Source organism: Fictibacillus macauensis ZFHKF-1 (genome assembly GCF_000269865.1).
GTDB classification, from domain to species: Bacteria; Bacillota; Bacilli; order Bacillales; family Fictibacillaceae; genus Fictibacillus_C; species Fictibacillus_C macauensis.
The window spans coordinates 30,997-46,583 of record NZ_AKKV01000007.1 but is presented as its reverse complement, the minus strand read 5'-3'; the positions used below and the strand labels follow the sequence as shown (position 1 = coordinate 46,583).

The window sequence follows — 15,587 nt, the reverse complement described above, 5'->3', positions numbered from 1 at the left end:
TCTCACTCGTGCACCAGAATGAATATCGTTTGCTCGTCATCAACCCAGGCTCGACGTCGACGAAAATCGGGATTTACGATAACGAACGCGCGATCTTAGAAAAAACCATTCGACATAGTACGGAAGAATTATCGGCGTTTTCTCATATTATTGATCAATATGATTTTCGCAAACAAACCATATTAGAAGCGTTACATCATGAAGGCATTAATATTTCCAAATTACACGCTGTTGTTGGGCGAGGCGGTTTGCTTCGTCCCATCCAGGGTGGTACGTACGCCGTCAATGATGACATGCTTCATGATTTAAAACGAGGTTATGCTGGAGAACATGCTTCTAACTTAGGTGGTATTCTGGCGTATGAAATAGCAAGTGGTTTAAATATTCCATCCTTTATTGTAGACCCTGTCGTTGTTGATGAGATGGGGCCACTTGCACGCTTTTCTGGCGTGCCAGAGCTTGAGCGCAAAAGCATTTTCCATGCGTTAAATCAAAAAGCAGTAGCGCGGCGAACGGCTGCAGAGCTTGGTCGGGCATACGAAGACCTTCGATTGATTGTGACGCATATGGGCGGTGGCATTACCGTTGGTGTTCATGAACATGGTAAAGTCGTAGATGTCAATAATGGTCTTCATGGTGAAGGACCTTTTTCACCAGAGCGAGCTGGTACTGTACCGGCGGGACAATTGGTTGAACTTTGTTTCTCTGGTGAGTATTATGCAGAAGAAATTATGAAAAAGCTCGTAGGACAAGGTGGGCTCGTTGGCTATCTTGGTACAAATGATGCGGTAAAAGTCGAAGAAATGATTGCTAATGGCAATAAGGATGCAGCGATGGTGTATGAGGCGATGGCTTATGGCGTGGCGAAAGAAATTGCTGCGGCTAGTGCGGTTTTATACGGAAAAGTCGACGCCATTATCATTACCGGCGGCTTAGCGTATGGCAAAGAATTTGTAAAGAAAATTACCGAACGCATTGAATGGATTGCTGATGTCATCGTGCAACCGGGCGAAAATGAACTTCAAGCGCTCGCAGAAGGCGGTTTACGCGTCCTTCGTAAAGAAGAAGTCGCGAAAGTATATCCACAATAAACGAAGAAAGTAGCGCTTCTTACGTAAAACGAATTAAAGGAGATCCAATTTATGGCAACAGATTTTGATTTAGTCATACTGGGTGGCGGTACGGGTGGTTATGTAGCAGCCATTCGAGCAGCGCAGCTTGGGAAAAAAGTAGCAGTCGTTGAAAAAGGTTTGCTTGGTGGAACATGTCTACATAAAGGATGTATTCCGAGTAAAGCTTTACTGCGCAGTGCTGAAGTGTATCGTACAGCAAAAAAAGCAAGCGAATTCGGCGTGCAAATTGATGGAGTATCCCTCGATTTTCAACAAGTTCAAAGCCGTAAAGAAAGCATTGTTCAATCGCTTCATAATGGTGTTAAGCATCTTATGAAAAAAGGCGACATTCAAGTCTTTGAAGGAATGGGCCGCATTTTAGGACCGAGTATTTTCTCGCCAATGCCAGGCACAATTTCTGTAGAATTTAAAGATGGTCGCGAAAACGAAATGCTTGTTCCACAAAATGTAATTGTTGCGACAGGTTCTCGTCCTCGCACGTTGCCTGGGCTTGAATTTGATGGTGAGCGCGTGCTCTCGTCTGACGAAGCCTTAACGATGGAATCTCTTCCTAGTTCCATGATCATCGTTGGTGGTGGGGTGATTGGCATCGAATGGGCATCGATGCTGAATGATTTTGGTGTAGACGTTACGGTGCTCGAATATGCCGATCGCATTTTACCAACCGAAGATGAAGAGATTTCAAAAGAAGCGGCGCGCTTGTTAAAGAAAAAAGGCATTAAGCTCGTAACAAGTGCGAAAGTATTGCCAGAAACCTTACAAAAAGACGCACAGCTTTCCATTTCAGCTGAACGTAAAGGTACAACCGAAACGTATAGCGCTGAAAAATTGCTAGTCTCCGTTGGACGTCAAGCGAACGTAGAAGGCATCGGTCTTGAAAATACAAGCATCGCTGTTAAGAACGGCTTTATTGAAACGAATGATATGTTTCAAACGGCAGAAAGCCATATTTATGCGATTGGAGATGTGATTGGTGGCTTACAACTTGCTCATGTTGCTTCTCATGAAGGGATTACAGCCGTTGAGCATCTTTGTAATGAAAATCCGCATCCGCTCGATTATAGCATGATCTCTAAATGTATCTACTCCTCTCCAGAGATGGCAAGCGTAGGCTATACAGAAAAAGAGGCAAAAGAAAAAGGCTATGCTGTAAAGATTGGGAAATTTCCATTTAAAGCAGTTGGTAAAGCGCTTGTTTACGGTGAATCAGATGGTTTTGTGAAACTTGTTGTGGACGAGAAAACGGATGACCTTCTAGGTGTTCATATGATTGGACCACACGTAACAGATATGATTTCTGAAGCAGGACTTGCTCGCGTGCTTGATGCAACGCCGTTTGAAATTGCGCATACCGTTCATCCACATCCATCGCTATCAGAAGTGATTGGTGAAGCAGCGCTTGCTGTTGATGGCAAAGCAATACATTTTTAATACTTTGTAGATTGTATGAGGAGGGATCCATCATGGGAGAAAATCGCCATGAGAAATTAGGATTAAGCAGCGAAAATGTACTTGAAATGTACAAAACGATGCTAATGGCAAGAAAGATTGACGAGCGTATGTGGTTATTAAATCGCGCTGGTAAAATTCCATTCGTTATTTCGTGTCAGGGGCAAGAAGCGGCTCAAGTAGGAGCGGCTATGGCTTTAGATCGCGAAAAAGATTACGTATTACCGTACTATCGTGACATGGGCGTTGTTCTATGGTTTGGTATGACGGCTCGTGATTTAATGCTTTCTGGCTTTGCGAAAGCGGAAGATCCGAATAGCGGTGGCCGTCAAATGCCAGGTCACTTTGGTGCTAAAAAGTACCGCATTGTGACAGGTTCTTCACCGGTAACAACACAAGTTCCCCATGCCGTTGGAATGGCGCTTGGTGGAAAATTAGAAGGCAAAGATTTAGTCACATTTACAACGTTTGGTGAAGGGTCTTCTAACCAAGGAGATTTCCACGAAGGAATTAACTTTGCAAGCGTGCATAAATTACCAGTGATTTTCATGTGTGAAAACAATAAATATGCGATTTCGGTTCCAATTTCTAAGCAGTTGGCTTGTGAAAATGTTTCCGATCGCGCGCTAGGTTACGGAATTCCAGGTGTAACAGTGGATGGAAATGATCCATTAGCTGTGTATGAAGCAGTGAAACAAGCAGCGGATCGCGGTCGACGCGGTGAAGGTCCGACGCTCATTGAAACTGTATCCTATCGCTTAACACCACATTCAAGTGATGATGATGATCGTGCCTATCGTTCACGAGAAGAAGTGGAAGAAGCAAAAGCAAAAGACCCGCTGCTCACGTTTGCGGCGTACTTAAAAGAAACAGGTGTATTGACAGATGAGCTGCAACAGCAATTAACAGACGAAATTGCGACTGTAATTGATGAAGCAACTGATTATGCAGAAGCAGCGCCATACGCAGATCCAGAATCTTCGATGCGCTACGTATATGCGGAGTAAGGGGGAAGATAGCGATGCCGATTATTTCATATATTGAAGCAGTTACACAGGCGATGCGTGAAGAAATGCAACGCGATCAGAAAGTGTTTGTTGTTGGAGAAGATGTTGGGGTACGTGGAGGCGTGTTCCGCGCTACTGCTGGCTTAATTGAAGAATTTGGAGAAGAGCGTGTGATTGATGCACCACTTGCAGAATCTGCAATTGCAGGAGTGGGTATTGGTGCTGCTATGTATGGTATGCGTCCAATTGCTGAGATGCAATTTGCTGATTTTATTATGCCAGCGGTGAACCAAATTGTATCAGAAGCGGCAAAAATCCGTTATCGTTCAAACAACGATTGGTCATGTCCTATTACGTTTCGTGCGCCTTATGGCGGCGGTGTTCATGGTGCGCTCTATCATTCACAATCTGTTGAAGCGCTATTCGCGAACGTTCCCGGCTTGAAAATTGTCATGCCATCCACACCTTATGATGCAAAAGGGTTGTTAAAAGCAGCGATTCGTGACGAAGATCCGGTTATTTTCTTTGAACATAAGCGGGCGTATCGTCTAATTAAAGGTGAAGTTCCAGAAGAAGAATATGTACTGCCGATCGGTAAGGCAGATGTGAAGCGTGAAGGAGAAGACATTACTGTCATTACATACGGACTGAGTGTGCACTTTGCGTTACAAGCAGCTGAAAAACTTGAAAAAGACGGAATCTCTGTCCACGTGCTTGATTTACGTACAGTCTATCCACTAGATCAAGAAGCGATTATTGAAGCAGCAACGAAAACAGGTAAAGTGTTGCTTGTTACGGAAGATAACAAAGAAGGTAGCATCATGAGTGAAGTAGCCGCAATTATTGCTGAACATTGCTTATTTGAGCTTGATGCGCCAATTAAACGCCTTGCAGGTCCAGATGTACCGGCAATGCCTTATGCACCAACAATGGAAAAATACTTCATGATCAATCCAGATAAAGTGGAAAAAGCAATGAGGGAATTGGCTGCATTTTAATGCTGTAAGCAGGAGGGTAAAAACATGGCGACAGAAAAAATCGTAATGCCCCAACTTGGGGAAAGTGTAACCGAAGGAACAATTTCTAAATGGCTCGTAGCGCCTGGCGATACGGTAAAAAAATACGACCCGCTTGCGGAAGTGATGACGGATAAAGTGAATGCAGAAGTGCCTTCCTCTTTTTCCGGTGTCATTAAAGATCTCGTAGCTGGCGAAGGAGATACACTCGCTGTTGGTGAACTCATTTGTTACATTGAAACAGAAGGTGGCGGTGAGCAAGCGCCAACGGAAGCGGCTCCTCAACGTGAGAATAAAGTTTCATCAGAGCAAGCCGTAGAAACAGAAGGAAGTAAAGCACGTTTTTCACCTGCTGTATTGCGCCTAGCAGGTGAGCATAACATTAACTTGGATCATGTGAAAGGAACGGGCTTAAATGGTCGCATTACGCGTAAAGACTTGAATGCCATCATTGCTTCAGGAAACATTCCAACGGCGCCATCAGCACCAGCAGAAGCACCTGTTTCCCAAGCGCCAGTAGCACAAGCACCAACACCACAAGCGCCGAAAGCATCATCGCAACCTGCAGCGGCGCCAATCGAATCAGCACCGGGAGATCTAGAAATCCCAGTCAATGGCGTTCGTAAAGCAATTGCTGCGAATATGGTTCGTAGTAAGCATGAAGCACCTCATGCGTGGACGATGGTGGAAGTGGATGTTACGAACTTAGTGGACTATCGTAATTCTGTGAAAAACGACTTTAAAACGAAGGAAGGCTACAATCTTACGTTCTTACCGTTCTTCATAAAGGCAGTCGTTGAATCACTAAAAGAATTCCCCCAACTGAACTCGATGTGGGCAGGCGATAAAATCATCCAAAAGAAAGATATTAACATTTCAATTGCTGTTGCAACGGATACTGCACTATATGTACCTGTTATTAAACATGCGGATGAGAAAAGCATTAAAGGTGTAGCGCGTGAAGTAAAAGATTTAGCAGATAAAGTTCGCAACAATAAGCTTGGCGCTGATGATATGAAAGGCGGCACCTTTACGGTTAATAATACGGGCTCTTTTGGCTCGGTTATGTCGCAGCCAATCATTAACTATCCACAAGCCGCGATTCTTTCTGTAGAATCGATTGTGAAGCGTCCTGTTGTAATGAACAATGGCATGATTGCTGTTCGCGATATGGTAAACCTTTGTTTATCGCTTGATCATCGCGTGTTAGATGGTCTTGTATGTGGTCGTTTCTTAGCTCGCGTGAAAGAACGCTTGGAAAACATTTCTAGTGAAACAGTTTCAATTTATTAAAGAAAATAGGTTTTAAAAATAGCGAGGCGGGAATGGAATACTATCTACACCTCCAAACCCTATACCCCCTATTGGATAAGACGCTTTTAAATAAGCGTCTTTTCTTTGATTGTGCACAAAAATTCGGTACAATAAAGAAAAAAGGGATGTGGTTTCATGAACTTAAATTTTAACTTCTTCATGGACGATGCCGTAGAAGCGGCGCGTAGAGAAATGATTGAAGCAGGCTATACACAGTTGCAAACACCTGACGCGGTAGATGAAGCAATGGCGAAAAGTGGTACAACGCTCGTAATGATCAATTCAGTTTGTGGGTGTGCGGGAGGAATTGCTCGTCCGGCTGCCTCGTATTCCGTAAAACAAGGAAAACGTCCGGATCATCTTGTCACCGTCTTTGCAGGACAAGATGCAGAAGCGACGGAAAAAGCACGTTCTTATTTTACAGGGTATGCGCCATCATCCCCATCATTTGCGCTTCTAAAAGATGGCGAAATTCAAATGATGGTCGAGCGCCACGAAATTGAAGGCGAAGAGCCAATGAATGTTGTGAATAAATTAATGAATGCTTTTGAAACCTATTGTCGCTAATACAATCTTCTAGATGGAAACATAAAGACCTTTCTCCTATGATGTGAGGGGTCTTTTCTCATATTTACGTTTCTTTACGAGCCTTAAATTCAGAATAATCAAAAAGTACGCTTTCCTTTTAAAATGTGTTAAAATGCATTAATATGAATAATTATTAATTTGTTTACATGACAATAGAGAAACGTAAGGGGGAGTTTGATTCATGAAAAAATCAAGTTGGCTACTGCTAACGATACTTATGGTAACGATTAGTAGTATGCTGTTTACACCTTTTCAACAACACGCAGCCGCTCAAGGAAAGCATGCAAAAACGCTCGTCATGGGAACGTCTGCTGATTATGCACCGTATGAATTTGTCGATACGAAAAAAAGTTCTGATGTAATTGGCTTTGATGTGGATATTGCGCGGAAAATTGCGGATCGCTTAGGCTATAATTTGGAAATAAAAGATATGGACTTTAATGGATTAATTCCAGCGTTGGACGCCAACCGTGTAGACTTTGTAATGGCTGGAATGACGCCAAATGCCGAACGAAAAAAGAAAATTGATTTTAGCTCGGTCTACTATAAAGCGTCACAAATGATTGTAACGAATCAAAAAAGCATAAAAAAGGTAAAAGACTTACAAGGAAAAACCATTGGGGTGCAACTTGGTTCCATTCAAGAAAAAGAAGCTAAGAAAATTGCGAGTCAAGTGAACGATGTAGCTATTGATAAGCAAAATAAAGTAACCGATCTTGTAGAGCAATTAAAGAGTGGCCGCATGGATGCGGCGGTTATTGAAGATGGCGTGGCGGTAGAGTATTTAAATAAAAACCCGGACTTATCGGGCTTTAAAATTCCTCATTCCGATGCCACAGGAACAGCTATCGCTTTACCTAAGAACAGTGCGTTAACGGAAAAATTTAATGAACAAATCGCAACGATGAAAAAAAATGGCGACATTGAAAAAATCGCAAAAAAATGGTTTGAACCTAAAAAGAAAGCAAGTGATGAGAAGCGAGCGATTATTGATTTTTCGGAGATTTTCCCATCGGTTCCCTTCATTCTTAAAGGAATTGTCACAACGCTACAATTTGTCGTTGTTTCTATCATTTTTGGCTTTTTACTAGGAACGTTGCTGGCGCTTTGTAAAATTGGAGGCGTAAAGCCGCTTCGCTGGTTTGCGGATGCCTATACGTCTATTTTCCGAGGCACACCGCTTATTTTACAGCTTATTGTTATTTACAATGCGACACCGCAAGTAACAGGCTATAAAATTAGCGCATTTGTTGCCGGGGTGCTTACCTTTGGCTTAAACTCTGCAGCCTATGTTTCTGAAATTATTCGTGGTGGTATTAATGCCGTGGATAAAGGACAACGGGAAGCTTCAATGGCACTTGGTATACCGAAAAGTGCAATGATGCGCCAAATCATTTTACCTCAAGCACTAAAAAATATATTGCCATCTTTAATGAATGAATTTATTACGTTAACAAAAGAATCAGCAATTGTGGCTGTGATTGGCACGATGGACATCATGCGTCGCGCGCAAATTGTTAGTGCCGATTCTTATCGCTATCTAGAGCCGCTTCTAGTGGCTGGGGTCATTTATTATGTCATGGTTATGATTCTAACCGTGCTCGGCAGAATGCTAGAAAGGAGAATGAGTCGCAGTGATTGATATTGAAAAGTTGCATAAATCATTTGGGAAAAATGATGTGTTAAAAGGGATTTCCGCTCATATTGAACAAGGAGAGGTTGTCGCAGTCATCGGCCCATCCGGTTCCGGTAAATCAACTTTCCTACGCTGTATTAACTTTTTAGAAGTGCCAACGTCCGGTCGCATTGTTTATCAAGGTGAGGAAGTAACAGCACATGCGGCCAAGCTTCAAGCGGTTCGCAAGAGAATTGGCATGGTCTTTCAACATTTTCACTTATTTCCGCATATGACGGTTTTAGAAAACATAACGTATGCGCCGATTACAGTGAATAAGGTAGGAAAAGCAACAGCCGTGCAAAAGGCACGAGAATTGCTGCAAAAAGTAGGACTTGCCGATAAAGAAAACGAGTATCCGAATCGGTTGTCGGGAGGACAAAAGCAACGGGTAGCGATTGCGCGCGCGCTTGCTATGGAGCCAGAAGTAATTTTATTTGATGAACCAACGTCAGCGCTTGATCCTGAAATGGTAAAAGAAGTATTAGAAGTCATGAAGTCATTAGCACATTCAGGTATAACAATGGTCATTGTTACGCATGAAATGGGCTTTGCTAAAGAAGTGGCTGATCGCGTCTTATTTTTAGACGGTGGTTTGCTCGTTGAGGATGCGTCACCTGCACAGTTTTTTGCCGCACCGAAAAGTGAGCGTGCACAAGCTTTTTTAGAAAAAGTATTATAAATCATGGCGTTGCAGACAGTGTGCTGCGACGCTTTTTTTTTTATAATTCTACGTTGTAAAACAAATTATTATCGTATTTCTTTTGAATGAAGTAGAATAATACAAATGAATCAAAGGTGAAAGGAAGTAGTTTATGACCGGTTATAAAATCGGCTATCGAACGATAAAAACAGCAATTGGAGCAGGTTTGGCAATTGCTATTGCTCAATGGCTTGATTTACAGTTTTATAGTTCAGCTGGAATACTAACCATATTATGTGTAAAAGTAACACAAAAACGATCGTTAATTTCCGCCTGGGAACGCGTTGCTGCCTGCATGATTGGCATACTGTTTGCCGCGATCTTTTTTTCGACGCTTGGCTATCATCCGTGGAGTGTTGCCTTGTTATTGCTCTTATTTATCCCTGTGCTCGTCATGTTTCATTTGAAAGAAGGAATCATAACGAGCGCGGTTATTATTTTGCATTTATATAACTTGCAATACATAAGCATTCAAGCCGTTTTAAATGAAGCTGCGCTGATTGTTATTGGCATTGGGATTGCCCTACTCGTCAATTTATACATGCCGAGCATGGAACGGACGCTTAAGCTTCGCCAACGAGAACTAGAAGAGCAGTTTAAAGCGATCTTTATGGAGTTTAAGCAGTATTTGTATGAACAAAGTCATATGTGGGATGGAAAAGAAATTACCCGAGCTGCTGAACTGATCGACGAAGGAAAGAACTTAGCATTTCGAGATATTGAAAATCATACCGTGCGCTATGAAAATAAATATTATCATTATTTTAAAATGCGCGAAAAACAGTTAGAGCGAATTGAACGGATGGTGCCCATTCTTTCTTCATTAGATCGTCGGTATGTACAAAGCTTGATGCTAGGCGATTTCTTTCAAAGTATTAGCGAGGCCGTTCATCCTGGGAACACAGCGGTGAAGTATTTAGAAATCATTGATGTTATGCGTGAAAAATTTCGTGAGATGCCGCTGCCAAAAGACCGAGAAGAATTTGAAACGCGTTCAAAGCTGATTGCGCTGCTTCATGAAATTGAACACTATTTACTGATTAAAAAAAGCTTTCATCCATCAGGTATTCCTACTCCAAAAAAACAGGTATTCTCCAAGTGAGAATGACCTGTTTTTTTGTAGCCTTTAAAGAAGTGCAGAAAGGCCTGCTAAGAGTGTTGTAAGCAATAAGCAACAGAGCATAACAACAACCACGGTTTTCATTATTTTTTTTGACATAATAAGTGCCCCCTTATTCTCCTTATATTGTACAAAGAATTTATGGTAGAGACAATAAATCTACGGTTTCTTTGCATTTTTTATAAAATCAAGCAGGAAATAACGGAACAAAACAAGAACTATGGAAGGAACGGAAAATGTCGAATGATAGGATGTAGGGAGGCAGCATAGTGAATAAACATCACGATCGCATTAAAAAATGGAAGCTTGCGACAGAAAAAGGCATGCAACGCTTTCCAGAACGTAAGGAAACTTTTACAACGAGCTCTGAGCTGACGGTGGACCGGTTATATGGTCTTGAAGATGAGCGCTATCCTATGGAGAAACTCGGATTGCCTGGCGAATATCCATTTACGCGTGGAATTCAACCAACCATGTATCGTGCTCGTTATTGGACGATGCGGCAATACGCTGGGTTTGGATCGGCGGAGGAAACGAATAAACGGTTTCGTTATTTATTAGAGCAAGGACAAACAGGCCTTTCCGTTGCATTTGATTTACCGACGCAAATTGGCTATGATTCCGATCATGTGATGGCAAAAGGAGAGGTCGGAAAAGTTGGGGTTGCCATTGATTCGTTGGAAGATATGGAAGCGCTTTTACGAGGAATCCCTCTCGATCAAGTATCCACGTCCATGACGATTAATGCACCAGCGGCTGTATTGCTTGCGATGTATATTGTCGTTGCCCAAAAACAAGGCGTAGCATCACACCTTATTTCTGGCACCATCCAAAATGATATTTTAAAAGAATACATTGCAAGGGGAACGTATATTTTTCCACCGCAGCCATCCATGCGTCTCATTACAGATATTTTTGCCTATTGCAAAGAGCATGTCCCGAAATGGAATACGATTAGTATTTCTGGCTATCATATTCGCGAAGCGGGAGCCAATGCGCTACAAGAATTAGCCTTTACGATTGCAAATGGCATGGCCTATGTAGAAGCAGCACTAGCGGTCGGTTTAGAAATCGATGACTTTGCACCACGATTGGCGTTCTTTTTTAATGCGCACAATCAATTTTTTGAAGAAGTGGCGAAGTTTCGAGCAGCACGACGTATTTGGGCGAAATTAATGAAAGAAAAATATAAAGCACAAAATCCGAAAAGCTGGCAGCTCCGCTTTCATACGCAAACCGGAGGCTCCACGCTCACGGCGCAACAGCCGGATAACAACATCGTTCGTGTAACGCTGCAAGCACTCTCAGCCGTCATGGGCGGTACACAAAGTTTGCATACGAATTCACGCGATGAGGCGCTCGCTTTGCCAACCGAAGATTCTGCGCGCATTGCGCTTCGTACACAACAAATTATTGCACATGAAAGTGGCGTGGCTGACACGGTAGATCCACTAGCGGGCTCTTTTTATGTGGAGCAACTAACCGATGAAATGGAACAAGGTGTAGCGAACTATTTAGACAAAATTGAGGCACTTGGCGGAGCGGTAGCAGCTGTCGAGCAAGGCTATATGCAGCGGGAAATTCATCATACGTCCTATGAAACGCAAAAAGCAATCGAACGTGGTGAAGAGGTCATTGTTGGAATGAACTCTTTTAAAATGGAAAATGAGCCGCAGCCGGAGTTATTACGGGTTGATCCGTCGCTTGGAGAGAAGCAAAAAGAAAAGCTAGCGGCTTTGCGTAATACGCGAGATCAGAACCGAGTGAGCGCTCAGTTGGAAGCGCTTCAACGCGGAGCGCAAGGTACCGATAATTTGATGCCACTTATTATTGCCTGTGTGGAATCGTACTGTACGATTGGTGAAATATGTGGCGTGCTTCGTCAAGAATTTGGGGAGTTTACGGGAGTATAGAGAGAGTAGGAGTGGATTCATATGGAAAAGAAGATTCGTGTATTAGTAGCAAAGCCAGGGCTTGACGGGCACGATCGTGGAGCGCTTGTTATCTCACAGGCCTTACGTGACTATGGAATGGAAGTGATTTATACCGGATTGCGCCAAACGCCCGCACAAATTGTTGCCGCAGCCATTCAAGAAGATGTAGATGCAATTGGCCTTTCGTGTTTGTCAGGGGCGCATAACGAACTATTTCCAGAAGTGATGAAAGGATTAAAGGAACGAGGCGCAGACGATATTATCGTAATCGGTGGCGGTGTCATTCCGTGGGAAGACATTCCGTTTTTAGAGCAAGCAGGGATTCAAAAGATTTTTACACCCGGTACACCTCTGCAAGAAACCGCGATTTACATAGAAAAAGCGGTACGTGAACGAGATGGCTTGCCGGTTACAGGGAACGTAACGCCTCCGGAGCGCATTGATCATATTGGAATTGCTGTTGCTTCACTAGATGAGGTGTTGCCGTTTTACGTAAATGTACTAGGCTTAACGTTAGAGGCCATTGAAGAGGTCAGTACCCAGCAAGTAAAAGTTGCCTTTTTACAGATTGGCAACGTTCGCCTTGAGCTATTAGAGCCGATGAGTGACCAAAGCGCAGTAGCACAATTCATAGCAAAACGCGGTCAAGGGGTGCATCATATTGCACTTGGCGTCACCGACCTGACTGAACGAATTGCAGAGTTAAAGGCACAGGGAATCAAAATGATTCAAGATCAACCTGTTCCTGGAGCGGGAGGCGCTAACATTGCGTTTATTCACCCAGCCTCTACGCATAAAGTTCTTTTTGAGCTATGTGAAAAGCCGGTTGTAAAAGGCGGTGTTTCTTAATGGATCATTTCTCAGTGATGGATGAGTTATACGATAAAAAGCGTGAAGTGGAACTTGGCGGTGGCGATGAAAAAATTGATAAGCAGCACGAACGCGGCAAGCTTACGGCACGTGAACGCATCGATTTATTGCTTGATGAAGGAACGTTTATTGAATTAAATCCCTTTATTGAACATCGTTGTACAGACTTTGGTCTTGATGCCATGAAAGCGCCGGGGGAAGGGGTTGTAACAGGCTTTGGTAAAATTCATGGTCGCCCAGTGTATCTCTTCGCACAAGACTTTACCGTCTTTGGTGGTGCACTAGGTGAAATGCATGCGCATAAAATTGCGGCCGTCATGGATTTAGCCGCAAAAAACGGTACACCTTTTATCGGATTAAATGATTCTGGTGGTGCCCGTATACAAGAAGGCGTCGTGTCATTAGATGGCTACGGACAAATTTTTTATCGAAACTCCATTTACTCGGGTGTTATTCCACAAATCTCCGTTATTCTCGGACCGTGTGCAGGTGGCGCTGTCTATTCACCTGCGATTACTGATTTTGTTTTCATGGTAGAAGAGACGAGCCAAATGTTTATTACGGGACCGAAAGTGATTGAAACGGTTACAGGTGAAAAAATTTCTTCCGAAGATCTTGGTGGTGCAAAAGTGCATACCTCCAAAAGCGGAAATGCGCACTTTATGGGAAGTACCGAAGCGGAAGTGCTTCAACAAGTGCGCACGTTGTTGCACTATTTACCGCAAAACAACCAAGAAAAGCCACAAGCTCTACCTGTTGATCACGAAGCAAGTGATGATCGACCGCATTTAGTAGATCAGGTGCCGTTTGATAGCACAAAGCCGTATGACGTTCGCAAGGTTATTGCTGAAGTCGTCGATGAGGCATCTTTTTTTGAAGTCCACGCTAATTTTGCGCGAAATATAGTCGTTGGTTTTGCCAGGATCAAAGGAGAAGTGGTAGGATTAGTATGTAATCAACCAAAAGTGATGGCAGGCGGTCTGGATATTGATTCTTCGGACAAGGCGTCGCGGTTTATTCGGTTTTGTGATTCATTCAATATTCCACTGATTACATTTGAAGATGTGACGGGCTTTTTCCCAGGCATTAAGCAAGAGCATGGTGGAATCATCCGACATGGTGCGAAAATTTTATATGCGTATTCCGAAGCGACGGTACCGAAAATAACGGTGATTACGCGAAAAGCGTATGGTGGAGCGTACGTGGCGCTAAACAGTAAGTCCATTGGCGCTGACCTTGTGTTTGCCTGGCCGAACGCTGAAATCGCTGTAATGGGACCACAGGGAGCGGCAAATATTATTTTTGCCCGGGAAATCGCACAAAGTGACAATCCCGAGGCGACGCGACAAGCAAAAATCGACGAATATCGCACGAAGTTTGCTAATCCGTACGTGGCCGCTTCGCGTGGCATGGTGGATGATGTGATTGATCCGCGCGATACGCGCACGAAACTGATTGCGGCGCTTGATATGTTACGTACGAAGAAGGAAGACCGTCCGTGGAAGAAACACGGAAACATTCCGTTGTAAATGGAGGAGTAACTACACATGGTAAATGAACAACGTCTATTAGAAGAGTTTTTAGAACTTGTGCAAATTGACTCAGAAACGCAACATGAAAAAGAAATCTCAATCGTTTTAAAGAAAAAATTTGAGGCGCTCGGTGTAGACGTATACGAAGATGATGCAGAAAGCCAAACGAGCCATGGCGCGGGCAACTTAATTTGTACGCTTAAAGGGACAAAAGAAGGCGTAGATCCAATTTATTTTACATCACATATGGATACGGTCGTTCCGGGTGCTGGTGTGAAGCCGTCGATCAAAGATGGATATGTTGTGACGGATGGCACGACAATTCTTGGCGCGGATGATAAAACGGGCCTTGCTGCAATGTTTGAAGCAATTCGTCTTTTAAAAGAACAAGAAATCGAACACGGCGATATTCAATTCATTATTACTGTTGGTGAAGAGTCAGGTCTCGTCGGTGCCAAAGTGCTCGATCCGGCAAAATTAACGGCGAAATTCGGCTTTGCGCTTGATAGCGATGGAAAAGTAGGCGATATTATCGTTGCTGCACCAACACAAGCCAAGCTCCACGTGAACATTTATGGCAAAACAGCGCATGCAGGTGTGGCACCTGAAAAAGGCGTATCAGCTATTACGCTAGCGTCAAAGGCTGTGTCTCGTATGCCACTTGGTCGCATTGATGAAGATACGACGGCTAATATCGGTCGCTTTGAAGGCGGAACGCAAACGAACATCGTATGCGATCATGTGTTTATCCTTGCAGAAGCACGTTCATTGATTGCTGAAAAAATGGAAGCACAAGTTGCTAAAATGAAAAAAGCATTTGAAGAAACAGCACAAGAGTTTGGTGGCAAAGCGACGGTAGAAGTAGACATTATGTACCCAGGCTTTAAATTTGGAGATGGCGATCACGTTGTTGAAATTGCCAAAAAAGCAGCAACGCGCATTGGTCGACCACATCGTTTGCTGCACAGCGGTGGCGGTAGTGATGCAAACGTCATTGCCGGACATGGAATTCCAACAGTCAATCTAGCGGTAGGCTATGAAGATATTCATACGAAAAATGAAAGAATGCCAATTGAAGAATTGAACAAAACAGCGGAAATGGTTGTGGCGGTCATTCAAGAAGTGGCACAAGCATAAAGGATAAAAAAGGAGCCAATTCTCATTGAGACTGGCTCCTTTTGCTTAATTGTTCATCTCTTTTAACATAAAGGTTGACAGTTTTCACATGAATTAGTATAGTTGTTGA

At 43.3% G+C, this 15,587-nt stretch carries 14 protein-coding genes; 13 read left to right on the top strand and 1 reads right to left on the bottom strand.

All coding sequences use genetic code 11. The annotated features are described in order from the left end of the window. Positions 1–8: 8 nt before the first annotated feature. The 9 genes from buk to A374_RS00975 all read left to right on the top strand — a co-directional run bounded on the left by buk (position 9) and on the right by A374_RS00975 (position 9,987). Positions 9–1,091: a butyrate kinase gene (buk, locus tag A374_RS01015; protein WP_007200303.1), complete on the top strand. Its 1,083-nt coding sequence runs from the start codon at positions 9–11 to the stop codon at positions 1,089–1,091. 51 nt (positions 1,092–1,142) lie between these two features. After that, positions 1,143–2,564, top strand: coding sequence for a dihydrolipoyl dehydrogenase (lpdA, locus tag A374_RS01010; RefSeq protein WP_007200302.1), 1,422 nt, complete (start codon positions 1,143–1,145; stop codon positions 2,562–2,564). Positions 2,565–2,596: 32 nt separating this feature from the next. Then, positions 2,597–3,589: a thiamine pyrophosphate-dependent dehydrogenase E1 component subunit alpha gene (locus A374_RS01005; protein ID WP_007200301.1), complete on the top strand. Its 993-nt coding sequence runs from the start codon at positions 2,597–2,599 to the stop codon at positions 3,587–3,589. A 14-nt stretch (positions 3,590–3,603) separates the two neighbouring features. Further along, complete coding sequence (locus A374_RS01000; RefSeq protein WP_007200300.1) at positions 3,604–4,587, top strand: alpha-ketoacid dehydrogenase subunit beta; 984 nt, start codon at positions 3,604–3,606, stop codon at positions 4,585–4,587. A 24-nt stretch (positions 4,588–4,611) separates the two neighbouring features. Then, the gene (locus A374_RS00995; protein ID WP_007200299.1) at positions 4,612–5,898 is read left to right on the top strand and encodes a dihydrolipoamide acetyltransferase family protein; all 1,287 of its coding nucleotides are present in this window, start codon (positions 4,612–4,614) and stop codon (positions 5,896–5,898) included. Positions 5,899–6,054: 156 nt separating this feature from the next. Further along, the gene (locus A374_RS00990; protein ID WP_007200298.1) at positions 6,055–6,486 is read left to right on the top strand and encodes a BrxA/BrxB family bacilliredoxin; all 432 of its coding nucleotides are present in this window, start codon (positions 6,055–6,057) and stop codon (positions 6,484–6,486) included. A gap of 202 nt (positions 6,487–6,688) precedes the next feature. After that, positions 6,689–8,149 carry an ABC transporter substrate-binding protein/permease gene (locus A374_RS21015; RefSeq protein ID WP_007200297.1) on the top strand — a complete coding sequence of 487 codons (1,461 nt, stop codon included), beginning with the start codon at positions 6,689–6,691 and terminating at the stop codon, positions 8,147–8,149. Beyond that, complete coding sequence (locus A374_RS00980) at positions 8,142–8,864, top strand: amino acid ABC transporter ATP-binding protein (protein WP_007200296.1); 723 nt, start codon at positions 8,142–8,144, stop codon at positions 8,862–8,864. The genes A374_RS21015 and A374_RS00980 overlap by 8 nt, the downstream gene beginning before the upstream one ends. A 133-nt stretch (positions 8,865–8,997) precedes the next feature. Then, positions 8,998–9,987 carry an aromatic acid exporter family protein gene (locus tag A374_RS00975; RefSeq protein ID WP_007200295.1) on the top strand — a complete coding sequence of 330 codons (990 nt, stop codon included), beginning with the start codon at positions 8,998–9,000 and terminating at the stop codon, positions 9,985–9,987. 24 nt (positions 9,988–10,011) lie between these two features. On the opposite strand, the gene prli42 is transcribed toward A374_RS00975, so the two are convergent. Next, positions 10,012–10,104 carry a stressosome-associated protein Prli42 gene (gene prli42, locus A374_RS20420; protein WP_156793094.1) on the bottom strand — a complete coding sequence of 31 codons (93 nt, stop codon included), beginning with the start codon at positions 10,102–10,104 and terminating at the stop codon, positions 10,012–10,014. A gap of 224 nt (positions 10,105–10,328) precedes the next feature. On the opposite strand from prli42, the gene A374_RS00970 reads away from it, so the two are divergent. Genes A374_RS00970 through A374_RS00955 form a run of 4 tightly spaced genes read left to right on the top strand, consistent with a single transcriptional unit; the run spans position 10,329 to position 15,478 of the window. Continuing rightward, the gene (locus tag A374_RS00970) at positions 10,329–11,918 is read left to right on the top strand and encodes an acyl-CoA mutase large subunit family protein (protein WP_050979692.1); all 1,590 of its coding nucleotides are present in this window, start codon (positions 10,329–10,331) and stop codon (positions 11,916–11,918) included. Positions 11,919–11,939: 21 nt separating this feature from the next. Beyond that, positions 11,940–12,788, top strand: a complete 849-nt coding sequence (mce, locus tag A374_RS00965) for a methylmalonyl-CoA epimerase (RefSeq protein WP_007200293.1) — start codon at positions 11,940–11,942, stop codon at positions 12,786–12,788. Further along, on the top strand, positions 12,788–14,338 hold the full coding sequence (locus tag A374_RS00960) for an acyl-CoA carboxylase subunit beta (RefSeq protein ID WP_007200292.1): 1,551 nt from the start codon (positions 12,788–12,790) through the stop codon (positions 14,336–14,338). The genes mce and A374_RS00960 overlap by 1 nt, the downstream gene beginning before the upstream one ends. Before the next feature lie 18 nt (positions 14,339–14,356). After that, complete coding sequence (locus A374_RS00955; protein ID WP_007200291.1) at positions 14,357–15,478, top strand: tripeptidase T; 1,122 nt, start codon at positions 14,357–14,359, stop codon at positions 15,476–15,478. Positions 15,479–15,587 lie beyond the last annotated feature (109 nt).

Coding starts and splice junctions, on each gene's coding strand:
- A374_RS21015 (WP_007200297.1), top strand. CDS start 6,689: ATGAAAAAATCAAGTTGGCTACTGCTAACGATACTTATGGTAACGATT.
- A374_RS00955 (WP_007200291.1), top strand. CDS start 14,357: ATGGTAAATGAACAACGTCTATTAGAAGAGTTTTTAGAACTTGTGCAA.
- lpdA (WP_007200302.1), top strand. CDS start 1,143: ATGGCAACAGATTTTGATTTAGTCATACTGGGTGGCGGTACGGGTGGT.
- A374_RS00960 (WP_007200292.1), top strand. CDS start 12,788: ATGGATCATTTCTCAGTGATGGATGAGTTATACGATAAAAAGCGTGAA.
- A374_RS01000 (WP_007200300.1), top strand. CDS start 3,604: ATGCCGATTATTTCATATATTGAAGCAGTTACACAGGCGATGCGTGAA.
- A374_RS01005 (WP_007200301.1), top strand. CDS start 2,597: ATGGGAGAAAATCGCCATGAGAAATTAGGATTAAGCAGCGAAAATGTA.
- A374_RS00970 (WP_050979692.1), top strand. CDS start 10,329: ATGCAACGCTTTCCAGAACGTAAGGAAACTTTTACAACGAGCTCTGAG.
- prli42 (WP_156793094.1), bottom strand. CDS start 10,104: ATGTCAAAAAAAATAATGAAAACCGTGGTTGTTGTTATGCTCTGTTGC.
- A374_RS00990 (WP_007200298.1), top strand. CDS start 6,055: ATGAACTTAAATTTTAACTTCTTCATGGACGATGCCGTAGAAGCGGCG.
- mce (WP_007200293.1), top strand. CDS start 11,940: ATGGAAAAGAAGATTCGTGTATTAGTAGCAAAGCCAGGGCTTGACGGG.
- A374_RS00995 (WP_007200299.1), top strand. CDS start 4,612: ATGGCGACAGAAAAAATCGTAATGCCCCAACTTGGGGAAAGTGTAACC.
- A374_RS00975 (WP_007200295.1), top strand. CDS start 8,998: ATGACCGGTTATAAAATCGGCTATCGAACGATAAAAACAGCAATTGGA.